Here is a 16085-nt window from a genome sequence, read left to right as displayed (position 1 = left end):
CGGCAGCAGGCCGCGAATCGGCCATTGCACTCGATAATGAATATCATTACCGTTACTGCCTGTCCAGGCTGTTTGCCCTCTTCCATCAAGGAATCCGCATGCGCGTACGTCTCACCCTGCTCGCGGTCGCGACCGCGACCGCGGCGCTCCTGACCGGCACCACCCCGGCACTGGCCACGTCAGCCACGCCGGCCGTCGTGCTGGACAAGGGACACGTCGACGCGATCGACGTCGAATACGAAGACGGCGCCCTCGCGCTGATCGTCCACGACGAATCGGTCGAGCCCTCGCAGGAGTACGAACCGTCGGAGGTGGTGCTCAAGGCCCTGGCCGGTGCCCGCACCACGGTGCCCGCCGACCCGTCCTACCGGTTCCTCGGTGCCGCCGGGGCCCCGGTCTCGGTCCTGCCGCAGACCCAGGACCCCGACCTGCTGTGGCCGGGCATCAGCACCGAGGAACTCACCACCGGCGTGTTCCGGTCCGACGCGGTGACGCTCCGCCTGACCGGCGTCTCCGGCCCGGGGAAGGTCAGCGTGTTCACCACCGATTCCTTCGGCGCGGCAACGGTTCTGCTCAACAGCGGCGACGGCCTGCCCGACGCGCTGACCCAGTCCGTCGGGCTGCACGAACACGCCAGCTGGGGATTCACCAAGCCCGGTGTCTACAAGCTCACCTTCCGCGCGACCGCGAAGCTGACCGACGGCACCGCCGTGTCGTCCCCGCCGGCCGTGCTGACCTTCTGCGTCGAGTGAACCCCGAATCCGCAAGCACCGAAAGGACGATCATGCGTCTCGTAGCACGCTCACTCGCCACCGCCACCCTCGGCGCGGCACTGGCCCTCGGGACGACGGTCCCCGCCGACGCCGCCACCACGGTCCTGACCACCGGGCACGTCGACGTCCTCGACGTCGACTACACCTCCGGCGCGCTGTCGGTCCAGCTGCTCGACGGAACGTCGGGCGGTGTCAGACGCGACCCGTCGACCGTCGAACTCGACGTCCTCGCCGCCGCCAAGACGACGGTGCCGTCGAACTCCGCGTACGGCTTTCTCGGCACCCCGGGATCGACCGTCTGGATCCTCCCCCAAACCCAGAACGCGAACCTGCTGTGGCCCGGCTGGAACAGCACCGACGTCGCCTCCGGCGTCTTCCAGGGCAACTCGCTCACCCTGAGCCTGCAGAGCGTCTCCGGCGGGCGGGTCGGCGTCTACACCCAGTCGCTGGGCACGCCGACCGTGCTGTTCAACAGCGGCGACGGCCTCCCCGACGCGAAACCACTGGCCACCGGTGCACACGTCCACGCGAACTGGGCGTTCGGCTCGGCCGGCACCTACACGGTGACGTTCCGGGTCAGCGGGGTCCTGGCCGCCACCGGCGCGACGGTTTCGGCCGACGCGACCTACACGTTCAAGGTTCTCCCGTAGCCCGATAGGGATCGCCTGGCCGGTGCGGTTGGGCGGGTGCGGGGCTCACCACTGCCGGAGCCGCCGGCCCGCCCAACCGTCAGGTGCTGCGCCAGTAAACCGGGCTGGTCATGGGCACTGGCGTGCGACGAGCTCCGGCGTGAGATCCGGCAGGTTGGCAGTCGCCGTCGCCCGGGGGTGTTGCATTCGGAGGTGCGGCAGCGACTGTAGGTCGTGCACCCGGCCGGGTGCGTTCGGTGAGGGGAGCTGCCCGGTGGGGTTCGAGATCGTGCTGGGTGCGTTGATCGCGTGGGCGGCGGGCAAGGCACGCCGGGCGGGCAGGACGCTCGACGGTGTCACGGACGAGGTGGTCGACGCGGTCGCGGCGAAGGCCAGGGTCAAGGTGCTGGAGCTGGTGCTGGGCAAGGTCGGGACCGACTCGGCGGTGGCGACGCTGGAGGCGGAGGTCGCCGCGTCCGGCGAGGTGTCGGAGCTGACCCGCACCCGGGTCGAGCTGGCCGTCACCGCCGCCCAGCGAGACGACGCCCGGTTCGCCGCGGCGCTGGCGGCGGCCGTGGTCGAAGCCGGACGCCGCAGTGGCGCGGTGGCCACCCACGGCGGAACCGTCATCACCGGCACGGCGACGACCACCGGCCCGGGTGACGCGTTCGGTGCGGTGGGCAGTGTGACCAAGGTGGTGGCGCCGGACCCTCGGCCGCCGGGCCGGGTCTGACGCCACCCGCCCCGGCGTCAGACTGCTCCGCGGCCGCGGGCCCGCCTGCCTCCGTCGTCGGGCACAGCCACGCCGGACCCGGTGGCACCTCGATCGGTGCCGTCGCCCACCTCACCATGATCGCCGCCGCGGCCGAGCCGGGCCCGGCGGCGGTGGTGGAGGTGCTGCGTCCGGGCCGGGTCGCCGGCCTGGTCGTGGGCCGCGAAACGGAGACGAACCAGCTGCTGGACCTGCTCGCCCCGGCCACCACCGTGCCGGCCGCGGCAGGCCGCGCCGTGGTGGTGTCGGCGGTGGCGGGGATGGGCGGGATCGGCAAGACGGCCTTGGCGGTGCACACCGCGCTGCTGGCCGCCGGGCGTGGCTGGTTTCCCGGTGGCGTGCTGCTGCTGGACCTGCGCGGTTACGTTCCCGGCCGGGCGCCGGTGCAGCCGCAGCAGGTGTATGCCTCGCTGCTGCGCGAGCTCGGCCTGCCCGCCGGGCAGATCCCCGCCACCCCGGGCGAACAGGCCGGTGTCTACCACCGGGTCCTCGACCGGCTCGCCGCGGCCGGTGCGCGGGTGCTGCTCGTGCTGGACAACGCCGCCCACCCCGGCCAGATCCAGGACCTGCTGCCCCGCCGGCCGGAGCACCGGGCGCTGGTCACCACCCGCGACGTCCTGGACCTGCCGGACGCGCGGCGGATCTTCCTCGACGTCCTCGGCGAACCCGGGGCCGCCGGCTTGCTGGGCCGGTTGCTGCGCGCCGGTGACCCGCAGGACCCGCGTGCGGACGCGGAACCGGACGCCGTACTGCGGCTGGTGGGGTTGTGCGGGCGGCTGCCCTTGGCGGTGCGGATCGTCGCGGCGATCCTGACCGACGAACCCGCCCTCACCGTCGCCGAGCTGGCCGGCCAGCTCGGCGACGCCGATACCCGCCTGCACGCGATGGCCTACGGGGACCGGGACGTCGCTGCGGTCATCGACTTCTCCTACCACCGCCTGGCGGCCCGCGCACCGGAGGCGGCGGCACTGCTGGCGTTGCTGACGGTGAACCCGGGACCGGACCTGTCCACCGAGACCGCCGCCGCGCTGGCCGGCACCAGCAGCGTGGTGGCCGCGACGCAGCTGCGGGCCTTGCGCGCGGCGTCGCTGCTGCAGCACACTCCCGCCGGCCGGTGGCGGCTGCACGACTTGCTGGCCCTCTACGCCCGACGCCACCTCACTCCCGATGCCGAGGGTCCGGCGACGGTCCGCCTGCTGGACTGCTACTCCGGCAACGCCCGCGCCGCCGACGCCCACCTCCGGGCGCTGCCCGGCCGGCCCGTTCCGCACCGGTTCGCCGGCCGGCGGGACGCCTTGGCCTGGTTCGACGCCGAACACGCCAACCTGACCGCCGCCGTCGCCCACGCCCACCACACCGGCCACCTCCACCACACCACCAGCCTTGCCGCGCATTTGCGGCGGTATCTGGAATGGCGGTGGTTCCTCGACGACGGGGTCACCGTCGCCACCCACGCCGGCACCGCCGCCGGCACCCTCGCCGACCCCCGCCTCCAGGCCGCCGCCTGGATCGATCTCGGGAGCGCGCTGAAGGAGGTCCGGCGGTTCGACGAGGCCATCACCGCCCACCGCCAGGCCGGGGACCTCTTCCGGGAGCTGGGCGACCGCCACGGGGAAGCCCGGTCGTGGAACAACCTCGGCAACGCGCTGAACGCGGTCCGGCGGTTCGACGAGGCCATCGCCGCCCACCAGAACGACCTCACGATCTGCCGGGAACTGGGCGACCGCCACAGCGAAGGCACGGCGTGGAACAACCTCGGCAACGCACTGGGGGAAGTGCGGCGGTTCGACGACGCCCTCGCCGCCCACCGGCAGGCCGGCGACATTTTCCGCGAGCTGGGCGACCGCGGCAACGAAGGCGAGGCGTGGAACAACCTCGGGCTCGCTCTGTGGGATGTACGACGGTTCGACGAGGCCATCGACGCCCACCGGCAAGCCCGCGACATCTACCGGGAGGTGGGCGACCACCGCGGCGAAGGCACGGCGTGGAACAACCTGGGGAACGCACTGCGGGAGGTCCGGCGCTTCGACGAGGCCATCGACGCCCACCAGCAGGCCCGCGACATCTACCGGCAGCTGGGCGACCGCCACGGTGAAGGCACCGCGTGGAACAACCTCGGAATCGCACTGTGCGAGGTCCAGCGGTTCGACGACGCCATCGACGCCCACCAGAACAACCTCACGATCTCCCGGGAACTGGGCGACCGCCACGGCGAAGGCACCGCGTCGAACAACCTCGGCAACGCACTGCAGCAAGTCCGGCGGTTCGACGACGCCATCGACGCCCACAACCAGGCCCGGGACCTTTCCCGGCAGCTGGGTGACCGTCACGGCGAAGCTCAGGCGTGGGGCAACCTCGCGAACGCACTGCAGAGAGTGCGGCGGTTCGACGAGGCCATCACCGCCCACCGGCAGGCCCGCGACATCTTCCGGCAACTGGGCGACCGCCACAGCGAAGGCCGGGCGTGGAGCAACCTCGCGAACGCACTGCAGGAAGTGCGGCGGTCCGGCGAGGCTGTCCGTGCTTACGGTGAAGCCGTGGCCGCGTACCAGGACGCCGGCGACGATGAGTCGGCTGTCCAGGTGCGGCAATGGCTGGAGGGCATCGATCTTGGTGAAGCGCCGGGGTAGCTGTCCGTGCCGAGCCGACGGGAGAGCTCGTCGGCTCGGCAAGCCGGGTGCGGCAAAGGGCCGTCCGGTCAGACCGTCGTGAGGCGCGACAGGAACGCGCCCCAAGCAGCCTGGTCGACGGAAAGCTGCCCGTCGGAGGGCGCCTTCGAGTCACGCACCCCGATGTCGTCACCCAGACGCACCTCAACGCAGTCCTGCGTTTCGGTGCTCCAGCTCGACTTGAACCAATCGGTCGAGTTCGTCAATTCTTCGCCTCCAACAGCTCGGTCTTCACTTTGAGGCGCCTGGCTACGAGGGGCGGCCGTCGGCCGTCGTGAGGCGCACCAGCAATGCGCTCCAAGCCGCCGGGGCAACCGAAAGCCGGCCGTCGGACGGCGCCTTCGAGTCACGCACCCCGACTTCGCCACCGAGACGAACCTCAACGCAGTCCGCTGTTTCGGAGCTCCAGCTCGATTTGAACCAGCCGGTCGAATTCGTCATTTCTTCGCCTCCATCAACTCGTTCTTCACCTTCGCGATGAGCTCGAGGCTCTTCTCCTCGCTCATCGCCTTGCTGCGCGCAGACTCGGCCTTCTGCCGGTGCGCCACGATGTCTTCCTCGGCGTAAAGCATCAGCCCGCCGCGATGCAGCTCGAGATTGATCATCGACGGCGCTTGATCGGAGTCGAACAAGATGAACGATCCAGTCAGAACAGGCGTCCATCCGGCTTCGAACGGGATGATCCGCACCTTGACGTTGGGCAGCTCGATCATCTCCGAGAGGTACGTCAGCTGCTCGACCCAGACGTCGCGGCCGCCGATGACATGCCTGATCGCCGCCTCGCCAAGCAGCACATCAAGGGTTGCCGGCGACTTGCGAGTGATGAGATCGCGTCGGCCGATCCGGATCGCCACGCGTTCATCGATCTCGTCGACGGGCACTTCCGCGTCGACCATGATGGCGCGGATTACCGCACTGGTCTGGAGAACGCCGGGGATCAGCAGCGGAGCCACGTGCGTGACGGTCGTCGCCGTCCGCTCTGCGGCCAGCAGCGCGTTCACCTGCTGCCGCCGCTCTACCACCGTCACGGCATGCCAGCGGCCGCCCTGCTCTGCATTGGCCACCATCGCCATCAACTCGGCGCCGGCGTCGTCTCCGATACCGAGTGCTTCGACGATCGATGCCACGTCGTCCGGCTTGGGGTTGCGCTCGCCGGTTTCCCAGCGCGAGATCAGCCCGGAATCCGACTCCTTGCGACCGATGAGCACGGCCAGCTTCCGCAGCGAAACTCCACGCGACTCCCGCGCCTCTTTCAGCGCGTCGCCGAGGTTCATCGGCGCCTCGCGGTGCTACCAGCCATGCAGCACATGCTAGTGCAGGTGGAGCCGACCGCAGAGCTCACCCGATCAGGTCATTGCGCAGTCACGCTACCAGCGCTGACACTTGCTACCAACATTCGGTAGCACTGTCAGCGCGCTGGTCATGGCGTTGACAGCGTAACGGGGAGGCGAACATGCGAGGACACCGCTGGCACGGAGCACCGCTGATCGTCCCCGCACGCACCCCGGCCGGCTCGGCGACTCAGGTCACACTCGGTCTCGTCGACACGACCGACGGGCTCATGCGTGCCGTCCGGGTCGGCGCCGACGGCCCCCCTGCGCTGCTGCCCCGGCAGGCGATGGCCGAACTGGTCAGCCACGCCCAGACGATGTTGACCCGCGACCTCCCCGGAGACCGGAGATGACCGGCCGCGGGCCGCGGAGCCGTCCCGGCTCTTGACGGCGAAGGCCGCCCCCTGATCAGCCCGGCCGGTGCGCTCGCCCCGACCCAGCGCACCGGCCGGGTGCCCACCATCCGTCAATCGAGCTCGACCGCGGAGAATCGCGATGGCCACCGCACCTGCGAAACGCCGGAATCCACGATGAACGGCCCCGACAAGTGGGACGCGGCCTCCCTCGTGTGGGAGCGAGCCGCCGAAGCCATCGGCGAGTCGCGCCGCCGCGGCTGGGAATGGCGCGGCACCCCCGCCGGTTCGGCCGAGCCCGAGGTGCTGGTCGGCCGCTGGACGACCAGCACGCACGACGACGTTGTCGTCATCGAAGTGCTCAAGCACCCGGCGCGGGCGCTGGGCGCTCGGTTCGCGTCGGGAGACTGGGGAAAACCCGGAACACGTCCGCTGCGAGGACCGGTCGACGGAACACTCGACGTCGTCCTGTCCCAAGTTCTGGGCTGGCCCGAAGATGTGGCCTGACGAGAACGATCTGCGGTTCGCGGAGCACCCGGAGTACGTCCGCCTCTGCCGGGTTCTCCTCGGCCTGCGCCGGCTCCGCCACGCGGACAGCCCTGCCGCCACCTCGGGAGCGACCTTGACCCGTGACACGCAGAGACTCGTCGATGTCCTCGAAGCCGCGCAAGGGCGCCTCTTCCTGCTCGTCGCCCAGCTCCGGGACAACACCGCGACGGCGGCCGAACAGCACAAAGCCGCCGACGAGCTCGACGAACTGCTCGACCTGCTCCGATCCCACGCCGACGACACCGACGCCGGAATCATCCCGGCGCCCCGCAACCCGGAACGAGAATGCGCATGACCAAGGCAAGTCCCTGTCTTCCCGCCCTGCTCGCCCTGAGTGCCTCCCTGCGTGACGCCCGGACCTCGGATGGACTCGGCCTGCGCAGGTTGGCGCACAAGCTGGGGATCTCCGCCCAGACCTTGTCGCTCTGGGAGACGGGCAAACGGGCACCGGCGATCGAAGACGTGGCGCACATCCTCGGGTACCTCCGGGTCGGCCCGGCCGAATACCACCGCGTCATGCGGCTTCGACGCCAGCTCGACGCCCCGATCTCGATCGAAACCCTCGACGTGGACTCGGTCGGTCACCAGCGAGCCTTGGAAGAACTCGCGATCCGCACCTTCGAGTGGGCACCGCACGAAATCCCGAAGCTGCTGCGGACGCCCGACGACATCGATCTGGCCATCTTCGAGCACCACGTCCGGCAGCTCGACGCAGGCCGGACCGGCGACCGCACCGTGCTCCTGGGTGCCGGGGCCTTGGATCCGGCGATCGACGCGCAGCTGCACGCCCTCCGGGCCGCCGCCGGCCTTCCCGGCCTGACGGTCGGGATCGTCCCTTCGCGCGTCGGCGTCGCGAAAACCAGTGCGCCCTTCACCATCTACGAGACCGGCGGCAAGGTCTTCACCGTCGCGTTGCGACACCAGGACAACCTCATCTTCGTCTCCGAACCGGACACGGTGCAGCGCTACCGCGCGACGTTCAAGGCACTGGAACGAGAATCGGTCACCCCGCTCGAACACCCCCGTTGACCCACCACTCGTCTGCGCGCCAGCCGCCGGTCCAAAGACTCATCTTTCATAGGGAAAGTGACGTTTTTTGGGGCTGGTGGGGCTAGTGGGGCTGATGTGGTGCTCAGGCCCGGCAGGCCGCCAGGCGACTTTGCTACTTCTTCGCGGGGGGTCGTTCGACGAAGACGCGGACGTCCCACGGGCCGAGGCTCAGTGCCATCCCCGTCGGCACGCTGGTGCCGTCGAGCAGGTCGGACAGCGGCGCGGGCGCGGTCACGCCCGTGGAGTGCCAGCTCCAGTTGTGGATCACGTGCACCCGGCGGCCGTCCGGCGCGGTTCCGGTGGACGCGGTCACGGACCCGGGCAGGTTCGGCCACGCGTGCGCCGGCAGCGGCACCAGCCAGCGGGCCAGCGCCCGGCCGGACGCGGCGTCGGGGACCGTGCCGACGCAGGTGACCCGGCCGTCCCCCGCCGTCCGGGTCGTGACCGCCGGCCAGCGGCCGAAGTGCGGGTGGTCGTACTCGGCGAGCACCTTGGCGTCGAGGACCGTCAGCCCGTCGACCCAGCGCGTCGCCGACGCGCCCGGCGGCAGCTCGAGCGGGCTGCCCGGGACCTGCCTGAGCGGGACGTCGGCGGTGAGGTTGCCGAACTCGTCGTACCGGACGCCGGCGACGTCGACGAGCCGTCCGGGAGCCGGTTCGTGCCGCGCCCGGGCCTCGTGGTCGGCGTAGCCGGTGCGGGGACCGAGCACGAGGTGGCCGCCCGCGCGGGCGTACTCGGCGAGCCAGTCCAGGGTGCTGTCGCCGGCGAGGTACAGCGCCGGCACGACCAGGACGGGGTGGCGGCGCGCGGCTTCCTCCGGCGGAACGCCTTCGCGCTCGCCGCGCCCGTCGTGCAGCTGTCTGATGTGGACGATCCGGACCTGGCGGCCCGCGTCGAAGGCGCCCCGGTAGAACGGGTCGAAGAACCGGTGGTAGGAGGCAGCGTCCGGGCCACCGTCCGGTGTGGACAGTGCGGGGTACTTCTGCATGAGCCACTTGCTCGGTGTCGAGTACACCATCGTGATGTCCGCGTCCGGCTCGAGCCCGGCGACCGCGGCCCCGGCGAGCTCGAACTCCTCGCCGAGGCGGGCGAGTTCGCCGTAGGTGCGGCCGGGCTGCCCGCTGTGCGGCAGAACGCCGCCCCAGTACGTCTCGGCGCCGAAGTGCAGCGTGTGCCAGTGCCAGTACTCGATCATCCGGGCCCCGCGCGAGACGAGCGCCCAGGCGGCCTGGCGCCACTGGCCGTCGAACGCGGGCCGGTTGTCCCACGGCGGGCCGATGTGCATGGCGTTCGTCTCCGTGACCAGGAACGGGGCCTGGCGCGAGGAGAACATCCGGTCCGCGCTCTGGTACAGCGACCAGACGCCCTCGGTCTTCCACTGCTGCTCGTGGCCCGCCGGGGTCGGGTCCGGCAGCGTGAGGCTGTCCTGCATGACGTAGTACGGGTTGCCCGAGGCGATGTCGAGGCCGTCGGTGAGCTCGTCGTCCTCGACCGCCGGCCGCGGGTAGGAGAGGCACGTGGTGACGAACTGCCCGGGCCGCGCGTACTGGCGGGCGATGTCCGCCTGCCAGGCGATGAACTCCGTGGTCTGGCGGGCCTGGAACTCCCGCCAGGCGACGTCGTACTGCGGCTGGGCGTTGCCGTCCGGGGTCCACAGGTCGGCCCACGTCGAGAGCCGGTGCGACCAGTAGACCAGGCCCCACTCGCGGTTGAGCGTCTCGACGTCGCCGTACTTCGCGCGCAGGTGGTCGGTGAACCGCTGGAAGACGCCGTGGTTGTGCAGCAGCTCGGCCCCCGGCTCGTTGTCCACCTGGAAGCCGATGACGGCGGGGTGACTCGCGTAGCGGGCGAGGATCCGGCGGATCACCCGCTCGGCGTGGAACCGGAACGCCGGGTGCGTGAAGTCGACCTCCTGGCGGGCACCCCAGCCGATGCGCTGCCCGGTGGCCCGTTCGCCGGCGATCTCCGGGTACTGCCGGGCCAGCCACGGCGGCACGGCGTACGTCGGCGTCCCGAGGACCACGGAGATCCCGCGCTCGTGGGCACCGTCGAGGACCGGCTGCAGCCAGCCGAGGTCGAAGCGGCCGTTCTCGGGCTCCCAGGTGGACCAGACCGATTCGCCGACGCGGATCACGGTGAACTTCGCCTCGGCCATCAGGTCGAGGTCGGTCTTGAGCCGCTCGTAAGGCTGGTACTCGTGGTAGTAGGCGGCACCGAACAGGACGCGGGCGGGCAGGACCGCCATGGGAGCACCTCCGGGAAGGGTCGGGATCACTGCTTGACAGCGCCGGCGGCACCCAGCGCCGTCCGGGACCGCGGCGGGGCGGTCGAGGCGCGGACGACGAGTTCGAGCGGCGGTTCCCCGGGATCGAGGGCGCCCGCCTGCGGCTGTTCGATGGCGTGCACGAGAAGCCGCAGCCCGGTGGAAGCCATCGCGTCGAAGGGCTGCCGCACGGTGGTCAGCGGCGGGGTCACGTAAGCGGAGATGGGCGTGTCGTCGTAGCCGACGACGCTGACGTCCTCGGGAACCCGCTTGCCCGCGTCGAGCAGCGCGCGGATGAGCCCGATGGCCATGTCGTCGTTGGCCGCGAACACCGCGGTGACGTCGTCGTCGGCCAGCACCCGCCCGGCGGCGTACCCGGACCGGGCCGACCAGTCGCCGTCGACGACCGGGGGCGCAGGCGCGCCACGCGCCCGCAACGCCTTGCGCCAGCCCTCGGTGCGGTCGCGTGCCGCGTACCACGGCCGCGGGCCCGCGATGTGGTGGACGGTCTCGTGCCCGAGGTCGAGCAGGTGGTCCGTGGCGAGCCGGGCGAGCGCTTCCGAGATCACCCCCGCGGTGATGATCCGGGGAGCAGCCGGCACCGGCGCGGAACCGAACACCAGCACCGGGACGTCCACCCGCAGGGAAAGCGGGCCTTCGTCGATGGGCTCGGAAACGACGATCCCGTCCACGCCCTGTTCGAGCAGCGACTCGACGGCGCCGGCGACCCCGGACGGATCGCCCTCCAGCGTGCTGACCACGCGCAGCGCGTAGCCGGAGTTCCGCACCGCCCGCTCGATGCCGGCGAGCAGGGACGCGGGTCCGTAGAGCGCGGTGCCGAGCGTGACGATCCCGATCGAGCGGGTGCGCCCGGACGCGAGCGCCCGGGCGGCGTTGTTGGGCCGGTAACCGATCTCTTCCGCGGCCGCGAGCACCCGGCGGCGGACGTCGGCGGAGACGTACTGCTCGTTGTTGAAGACCCGGGAGACGGTCTTCTGCGAGACGCCGGCGGCCAGCGCCACGTCCTTGCTGCTGGGTGCGGACGTGCCCCCGCTCCGGCCCGATCGCGTCATGGCTTCTCCCGGTCCTCGCGCACCGGGCTGCGTGCCTGGTGAGCCGTGTGACTACGCTGACATGTCTACGCAGTCAGAGCAGTGCCGTCAAGCGCGCGTCGGACTCGCTGCCCTCGGCGGCCGAAAGGTCCGCTTTGTCCTGTACGGTGAGGGTGTTGCCGCGCTCCGCTACGGGCTGATCACGCGGGGTTGCTCGAACCGATGGGAAAGGGCACCTGATGAGCCTGTTCGACATGATCAAGGACAAGGCCTCCGAACTGCTGGGCGGCGCGAGCGAGAAGGTCAGCGACCTGACCGGCGTCGACCTGCCGATCGGCGAAACCACCGATCAGGTCGCGGAATCCGCCGCCAATGTGACCGAGTCCGGGCAGAACATCGCCGACTCGGCGACCGCGCAGGGAATGGACGCCCTCGGCGCCACGGGCCCGATCGGCGAGGCGATCGATCCGAACGCACGCGGCTGAGCCAGACCACAGGGCCGGTGGACGCGTTGTTCGTGTTGGTCGGCGGCCGGCCCGGATCGGGCAAGAGCACGCTGGCGGCCGCACTCGGTCCGCGGCTGGGGTTGCCGGTGCTGGCGAAGGACGAGATCAAGCAGGCACTGGCCGAAGAACTCGGGATGCCCGGCACAGTCGGCGAATCACGGCGGCTGGGCCGGGCCGCGGTGCTGGCCGCGCTGCGGGTCGCGCGTCGCTGTCCGGGTGCGGTGCTGGACAGCACCTGGTTCGGCTACACCAGACCGCACGTGACCGCGTTGCCGGGGAGGATCGTGGAGGTGCGCTGCGTCGTGCCGGTGGAGATCGCCCGGTCGCGCTACTACGCGCGCGCCGCCGGCCGGCACCCGGCCCACCTCGACCTGGAACGCGACGAGGCCGAACTGTGGGGTGAACCGGCGCTCCCGCTGGGCGTCGGCCCGCTGGTGGAGGTCGACACCAGCGAGCCGGCGGACATTCCGGCGATCGCCGCCGGCATTCTCCGCGCGGCGGAGGGCGCCGGCCGGCCGTGACCGCCCGACCTCCCCGCTGCCCGACCCGCACGGCTTCCGCGCCGGTCGTCACCCCGCCCGGTTGACCGCGTTGTCGAGCTCCCGGCCGGCCTGCTCCATCGCCTCTTTCGCCGAGGCGTCCTGCCGCTCCAGGTAGTTCGCGGCGGCGATCAGGTACTCGCCGACCTCCACCACCTGGTTCGCGGTCGCGTCGAGGATGCCGGCCAGATCGTCGCGGACCACGCTCCAGTTCGGCCACGAGCCGGTCGGGCCGAAACCGATCGTCCTGCCTCCGCTCAGCTCCGGGCGGTCCCACGTCGCACCCGAGGAATAGACGTCGCCCACTCCGCGGGAGGCGGCGCGCAGTTCCTCCCCCAGTTCGTCCGCGAACATCTTCCCCGCGTCGCGCAGGCGCTCGTACTCGACGCTGATGTCGACGTCCCCGGCGGTTTCCGGGTGGGAGTCCGCCCGGACGTCGCTCAGATCCATCGTGAAGCAGGTCGTGTAGATGTTCGCTTCGGCGTTGTAGACGGCGTGGTCTTCCACGATGTGCTTGTGCGCGACGTCGAGTGTCTCGGCGCTGTCGCTTTCGTCGAGCTGGAGCTGCGTCTCGAGGTCACGGTCCTGGCCGCTGTCCAGCGTGTCCTCCACCGACCGGATGATCTCTTCCGCGGTGGCCCCGTCGATCGCGGCCGGGATGTCGAACACGTCCTTGGCCCTGCTCTTGACGTCGTCGATGAGCGCATCCGCGCCGGCCAGGATGAGGCCGGTGGCCGCCAGGCCGATGCTCGCCGCCGTCGCCATCGGAATCAGCCCCATGGCGCCGATGACCCAGCCGGCGCTTTTGATGAGAGCCGGAGTGGTGTCACCGTCTCCGGTGAAATCCATTCTGCGCGTGGCGTGCCTGCCGATTTCCATCACGCTGATCCGCGTGCTCTGCCACATGTTCCCCAGCCCTTCGAGCTGGGCGGCCAGCATTTCGCCGAGGACGTGGAGGTTCAGCAGGGTTCCCTGCAGTGGAATGACGAACCGGTCGATCGGCCCGTTGATCTGCGGCGCCCACATCCGGGCGGGCGGGGTGGTGCCCTGCGCCCCCGGATCGCGCGTGAGAAGACCGAGACTGCGGCACGCCAGATAGTAGGATTCGCCCGGAACGTTGACGATCCCCAATGGCTTGATCGCGTCGCGCAACCGGGTCGCGGCTTCCCAGAAGTCCTTCTCGTACGGGATGCGATCGGGCTCGCCCCAGCCGGTGAAAACCTTGTCCACCCGCCGCTTCCACTTGCCGTAGAGCCCACCGAACTCGGCCGCTCCGGAGTTCTCCGGCCCGTCCCACACGTCGAACTCGGCAATGCGGTTGCCCTGGTGGTCCTCCTGCCACCCGAGCCGGTACTTCGGCTCGTCCCGGGTGCGGGGAACCGGCGGGAAGTGGTAGTGGTTCATCCACGGCCGCGGCTCGTACCCCGGCTCGTTCTCCCGGTCGTGGAACGTCTCGTCGTGCTCGAACGAGACGCGATAACCGGAGTCCGCATTCCCGCTGTGGCAGCACAGTGGATTCTTTCCGAGGGTCAGGTCCCAGAGCTCGCGGTTGATCGCGGATCGGACCAGTCCCCATTTCATCGTCTCGACACCTTCGCGCGTGAAGGATTCCCGACGTTCGTTGGCCATGGTTCCGTCCCCCAGACGACCACGGCGCCGAAGATCGTTTCCCCGGCCGGCAGCCGCGGTGCCGGCGAGAATACTCCGATTCGTCCGTTCCGGGTAGCCGTTCGAAAACACGCCCGTTCGCTCTCGGCCGGACCACGATGCTGTGGAATGCCGCAAATCCCAGTCCTCGGCAACTGCTCTCCTGCCGGGATTGGTGCTTCGGTCCCCGCCGATCAGCGGCCGGGGCCGTCCTCCGGTGCCGAGCCGGCGGTGCGGCGGCCTTGGGCGACGCCGGCGAAGAAGGTGCGGCCGCCCATGGTCATCGCCGGCTGGAACTCGGTCATCAGCTGCGTGCGGATCGGTGAGTCCGCGAAGCGCGGGTCCAGCTGGAACTCCGCGGCGATCGACCACCAGGTGACCGGGACGACGCCGGACAGCACCATGCGCTGGATCGCCGTGTCGTGGGCTTCCTTGCTGGTGCTCGCGGTGGCGTCGGCCACCACGTACGTCTCGTAGCCGGCGCGCAGGGCACCCAGGGCCGTCTGCAGGACGCACCCGTCGGTGGCGATCCCGCCGATCAGCAGCCGGCGGCGGCCGGTCGCCTCGACGGCGGCCCGGAAGGCGGGGTCGAGGAAGGAGTCGAAGGCGGTCGCGCGCTCGATGACCGGCTGGTCGCCGAGCGCGGCGAGCAGCTCGGGGTAGAGCGGCCCGGACGGCTTGGCCGGCTCGCCGTTGGTGACGACCAGGCCGGCGCCGTAGAGCTTCGCGGTCTTGGCCAGGCCGACCACGTTGTTCACGTGCTCGCGCAGGTCGTGTGAGCGCAGGAGGTTCGCGAAGCCGACGGCGTGGTCGACGAGCACGACGGTCGCGTTGGCCGGGGACAGGGGTTCGAGGTTCATGCCGGTTCCTTCCGGGTGCGGTCGATGGCGGCGCGGACGGCGGGGGCGATCTCGCTGCCCAGCCGGTGCACGGACTCGCGCACGCGGCCGGGCGGCAGGCCGCCCCAGTCGGCGAGGAGCTGCACGCGGTCGTAGCCGACGACGTCGTGCAGGCGCACGAGCTTGGCCGTCACGTGCTCGGACGTGCCGATCATCAGCGGCCCGTCCGGTCCGGTGCCGTCGGTGAAGTCCTGCCGCGACACGGGGTAGCCGCCCCCGCCGGGTCGCTTGGGCCGCAGGAAGTCGTGGTAGTGGCGGTAGGTCGAGGCCGCCTCTTCCGCCGAGGCCGCACCGAAGTAGTGGACGGCGACGCCGAAGCGGAGCCGGTCGGCGTGACCGGCCTGCTGCCCCGCGGCGCGGTAGAGGTCGGCGAGCTGCCGCAGGTGACCGGGATTTCCGCCCAGGTAGCCGAGGATCAGGGGAAGCCCGAGCGCGCCGGCTCTCGCCACGCTCGACGGCGAGCCGCCCGCGCCGATCCAGATCGGCAGGGACTCGCTCCGGGGCACCACGGCCGCCCGGTCCAGCGGCGGCCGGTGGCGGCCGCGCCAGGACAGCACGGGTTCGTCGCGCAGCCGCAGCAGCAACTCCAGCTTCTCGGCGAAGACCTCGTCGTACCGCTCGATGTCCACGCCGAACAACGCGAAGGGTTCCGGGTAGGCGCTCCGCCCGGCGGTGATCTCCGCGCGTCCGGCGCTGAGCAGGTCGAGCGTCGCGAAGTCCTGGTGCACCCGGACCGGGTCGTGCACGCTGAGCACGGTCACGCCGCTGGTCAGCCGGATCCGGGAGGTCCGCGCGGCGACGGCGGTGAGCACGGGAACGGGCGACGACACGGCGAAGTCGCCGCTGTGGTGCTCGCCGACGCCGAAGACGTCGAGACCTTCCGCCTCCGCCTGCACCCCCAGTTCCACGATTTGCGCCAGGCGCGCGGCTTCCGTCACCTCCCGGCCGTCCACGGTCCGCGGCTGCCGGTCGGCCAGGGTCGCCACGCCGATCTCGACGCCCTTCCGGGCGGGTGCCTGCATGGCATCTCCTGCTTTCGTGAAATCTGGAAGG

Annotated in this window: 18 protein-coding genes; 10 read left to right on the top strand and 8 right to left on the bottom strand. The window is 70.9% G+C overall.

Features of this window, described 5'->3' with window-relative positions; translation table 11 throughout:
- Positions 1 to 98 precede the first annotated feature (98 nt).
- The 4 genes from ACLJQE_RS32070 to ACLJQE_RS32055 all read left to right on the top strand — a co-directional run bounded on the left by ACLJQE_RS32070 (position 99) and on the right by ACLJQE_RS32055 (position 4804).
- Positions 99 to 752: a choice-of-anchor M domain-containing protein gene (locus ACLJQE_RS32070; RefSeq protein WP_410643263.1), complete on the top strand. Its 654-nt coding sequence runs from the start codon at positions 99 to 101 to the stop codon at positions 750 to 752.
- Positions 753 to 784: 32 nt separating this feature from the next.
- Positions 785 to 1423, top strand: a complete 639-nt coding sequence (locus ACLJQE_RS32065) for a choice-of-anchor M domain-containing protein (protein WP_410643262.1) — start codon at positions 785 to 787, stop codon at positions 1421 to 1423.
- Between the two features lie 253 nt (positions 1424 to 1676).
- Positions 1677 to 2135, top strand: coding sequence for a hypothetical protein (locus tag ACLJQE_RS32060; protein WP_410643261.1), 459 nt, complete (start codon positions 1677 to 1679; stop codon positions 2133 to 2135).
- Positions 2136 to 2251: 116 nt separating this feature from the next.
- Positions 2252 to 4804 carry a tetratricopeptide repeat protein gene (locus ACLJQE_RS32055; RefSeq protein WP_410643260.1) on the top strand — a complete coding sequence of 851 codons (2553 nt, stop codon included), beginning with the start codon at positions 2252 to 2254 and terminating at the stop codon, positions 4802 to 4804.
- A gap of 68 nt (positions 4805 to 4872) precedes the next feature.
- Here the strand turns inward: ACLJQE_RS32055 and ACLJQE_RS32050 are convergent, their stop codons facing one another.
- The 3 genes from ACLJQE_RS32050 to ACLJQE_RS32040 are packed head-to-tail and all read right to left on the bottom strand — an operon-like array spanning position 4873 to position 6117.
- Complete coding sequence (locus ACLJQE_RS32050; RefSeq protein WP_410643259.1) at positions 4873 to 5049, bottom strand: DUF397 domain-containing protein; 177 nt, start codon at positions 5047 to 5049, stop codon at positions 4873 to 4875.
- Positions 5050 to 5092: 43 nt separating this feature from the next.
- Complete coding sequence (locus ACLJQE_RS32045; protein ID WP_410643258.1) at positions 5093 to 5284, bottom strand: DUF397 domain-containing protein; 192 nt, start codon at positions 5282 to 5284, stop codon at positions 5093 to 5095.
- On the bottom strand, positions 5281 to 6117 hold the full coding sequence (locus ACLJQE_RS32040) for a helix-turn-helix domain-containing protein (RefSeq protein ID WP_410643257.1): 837 nt from the start codon (positions 6115 to 6117) through the stop codon (positions 5281 to 5283). Before ACLJQE_RS32040 ends, ACLJQE_RS32045 begins: the two co-directional genes overlap by 4 nt.
- A 179-nt stretch (positions 6118 to 6296) precedes the next feature.
- Between ACLJQE_RS32040 and ACLJQE_RS32035 the strand changes: the two genes are divergently transcribed.
- From ACLJQE_RS32035 to ACLJQE_RS32020, 4 genes are all read left to right on the top strand, one after another.
- Positions 6297 to 6527 carry a hypothetical protein gene (locus ACLJQE_RS32035; protein WP_410643256.1) on the top strand — a complete coding sequence of 77 codons (231 nt, stop codon included), beginning with the start codon at positions 6297 to 6299 and terminating at the stop codon, positions 6525 to 6527.
- Positions 6528 to 6704: 177 nt separating this feature from the next.
- Complete coding sequence (locus tag ACLJQE_RS32030) at positions 6705 to 7034, top strand: hypothetical protein (protein WP_410643255.1); 330 nt, start codon at positions 6705 to 6707, stop codon at positions 7032 to 7034.
- Positions 7024 to 7371: a hypothetical protein gene (locus ACLJQE_RS32025; RefSeq protein WP_410643254.1), complete on the top strand. Its 348-nt coding sequence runs from the start codon at positions 7024 to 7026 to the stop codon at positions 7369 to 7371. Before ACLJQE_RS32030 ends, ACLJQE_RS32025 begins: the two co-directional genes overlap by 11 nt.
- Positions 7368 to 8105, top strand: a complete 738-nt coding sequence (locus ACLJQE_RS32020) for a Scr1 family TA system antitoxin-like transcriptional regulator (protein WP_410643253.1) — start codon at positions 7368 to 7370, stop codon at positions 8103 to 8105. The genes ACLJQE_RS32025 and ACLJQE_RS32020 overlap by 4 nt, the downstream gene beginning before the upstream one ends.
- 133 nt (positions 8106 to 8238) lie before the next feature.
- On the opposite strand, the gene ACLJQE_RS32015 is transcribed toward ACLJQE_RS32020, so the two are convergent.
- Together ACLJQE_RS32015 and ACLJQE_RS32010 are read right to left on the bottom strand one after the other, a co-directional pair.
- A complete protein-coding gene (locus ACLJQE_RS32015) occupies positions 8239 to 10371 on the bottom strand; it encodes a beta-galactosidase (RefSeq protein WP_410643252.1) in 2133 nt (710 codons plus the stop codon).
- A 26-nt stretch (positions 10372 to 10397) separates the two neighbouring features.
- Positions 10398 to 11462 carry a LacI family DNA-binding transcriptional regulator gene (locus tag ACLJQE_RS32010; protein ID WP_410643251.1) on the bottom strand — a complete coding sequence of 355 codons (1065 nt, stop codon included), beginning with the start codon at positions 11460 to 11462 and terminating at the stop codon, positions 10398 to 10400.
- Between the two features lie 218 nt (positions 11463 to 11680).
- Here ACLJQE_RS32010 and ACLJQE_RS32005 point away from each other — a divergent pair, with 218 nt between their 5' ends.
- Positions 11681 to 11926, top strand: coding sequence for a hypothetical protein (locus ACLJQE_RS32005; RefSeq protein ID WP_410643250.1), 246 nt, complete (start codon positions 11681 to 11683; stop codon positions 11924 to 11926).
- 17 nt (positions 11927 to 11943) lie between these two features.
- Positions 11944 to 12468 carry an AAA family ATPase gene (locus tag ACLJQE_RS32000; protein ID WP_410643249.1) on the top strand — a complete coding sequence of 175 codons (525 nt, stop codon included), beginning with the start codon at positions 11944 to 11946 and terminating at the stop codon, positions 12466 to 12468.
- A 48-nt stretch (positions 12469 to 12516) separates the two neighbouring features.
- Here the strand turns inward: ACLJQE_RS32000 and ACLJQE_RS31995 are convergent, their stop codons facing one another.
- The 3 genes from ACLJQE_RS31995 to ACLJQE_RS31985 all read right to left on the bottom strand — a co-directional run bounded on the left by ACLJQE_RS31995 (position 12517) and on the right by ACLJQE_RS31985 (position 16054).
- Entirely contained in the window at positions 12517 to 14115 is a 1599-nt protein-coding gene (locus ACLJQE_RS31995; RefSeq protein WP_410643248.1) for a hypothetical protein, read from the bottom strand.
- A gap of 212 nt (positions 14116 to 14327) precedes the next feature.
- The gene (locus ACLJQE_RS31990) at positions 14328 to 14993 is read right to left on the bottom strand and encodes an isochorismatase family protein (RefSeq protein ID WP_410643247.1); all 666 of its coding nucleotides are present in this window, start codon (positions 14991 to 14993) and stop codon (positions 14328 to 14330) included.
- Complete coding sequence (locus ACLJQE_RS31985) at positions 14990 to 16054, bottom strand: LLM class flavin-dependent oxidoreductase (protein WP_410643246.1); 1065 nt, start codon at positions 16052 to 16054, stop codon at positions 14990 to 14992. The genes ACLJQE_RS31990 and ACLJQE_RS31985 overlap by 4 nt, the downstream gene beginning before the upstream one ends.
- Positions 16055 to 16085: the final 31 nt, after the last annotated feature.

The sequence above is a fragment of the Amycolatopsis sp. lyj-346 genome (genome assembly GCF_046548975.1).
Classification (GTDB): domain Bacteria; phylum Actinomycetota; class Actinomycetes; order Mycobacteriales; family Pseudonocardiaceae; genus Amycolatopsis.
Note: the sequence above shows the minus strand (reverse complement) of the source record. Positions and strands in the feature narration are given on the sequence as shown.

Coding starts and splice junctions, on each gene's coding strand:
- ACLJQE_RS32070 (WP_410643263.1), top strand. CDS start 99: ATGCGCGTACGTCTCACCCTGCTCGCGGTCGCGACCGCGACCGCGGCG.
- ACLJQE_RS32065 (WP_410643262.1), top strand. CDS start 785: ATGCGTCTCGTAGCACGCTCACTCGCCACCGCCACCCTCGGCGCGGCA.
- ACLJQE_RS32055 (WP_410643260.1), top strand. CDS start 2,252: ATGATCGCCGCCGCGGCCGAGCCGGGCCCGGCGGCGGTGGTGGAGGTG.
- ACLJQE_RS32045 (WP_410643258.1), bottom strand. CDS start 5,284: ATGACGAATTCGACCGGCTGGTTCAAATCGAGCTGGAGCTCCGAAACA.
- ACLJQE_RS32040 (WP_410643257.1), bottom strand. CDS start 6,117: ATGAACCTCGGCGACGCGCTGAAAGAGGCGCGGGAGTCGCGTGGAGTT.
- ACLJQE_RS32035 (WP_410643256.1), top strand. CDS start 6,297: ATGCGAGGACACCGCTGGCACGGAGCACCGCTGATCGTCCCCGCACGC.
- ACLJQE_RS32030 (WP_410643255.1), top strand. CDS start 6,705: ATGAACGGCCCCGACAAGTGGGACGCGGCCTCCCTCGTGTGGGAGCGA.
- ACLJQE_RS32025 (WP_410643254.1), top strand. CDS start 7,024: ATGTGGCCTGACGAGAACGATCTGCGGTTCGCGGAGCACCCGGAGTAC.
- ACLJQE_RS32020 (WP_410643253.1), top strand. CDS start 7,368: ATGACCAAGGCAAGTCCCTGTCTTCCCGCCCTGCTCGCCCTGAGTGCC.
- ACLJQE_RS32015 (WP_410643252.1), bottom strand. CDS start 10,371: ATGGCGGTCCTGCCCGCCCGCGTCCTGTTCGGTGCCGCCTACTACCAC.
- ACLJQE_RS32010 (WP_410643251.1), bottom strand. CDS start 11,462: ATGACGCGATCGGGCCGGAGCGGGGGCACGTCCGCACCCAGCAGCAAG.
- ACLJQE_RS32005 (WP_410643250.1), top strand. CDS start 11,681: ATGAGCCTGTTCGACATGATCAAGGACAAGGCCTCCGAACTGCTGGGC.
- ACLJQE_RS31995 (WP_410643248.1), bottom strand. CDS start 14,115: ATGGCCAACGAACGTCGGGAATCCTTCACGCGCGAAGGTGTCGAGACG.
- ACLJQE_RS31990 (WP_410643247.1), bottom strand. CDS start 14,993: ATGAACCTCGAACCCCTGTCCCCGGCCAACGCGACCGTCGTGCTCGTC.
- ACLJQE_RS31985 (WP_410643246.1), bottom strand. CDS start 16,054: ATGCAGGCACCCGCCCGGAAGGGCGTCGAGATCGGCGTGGCGACCCTG.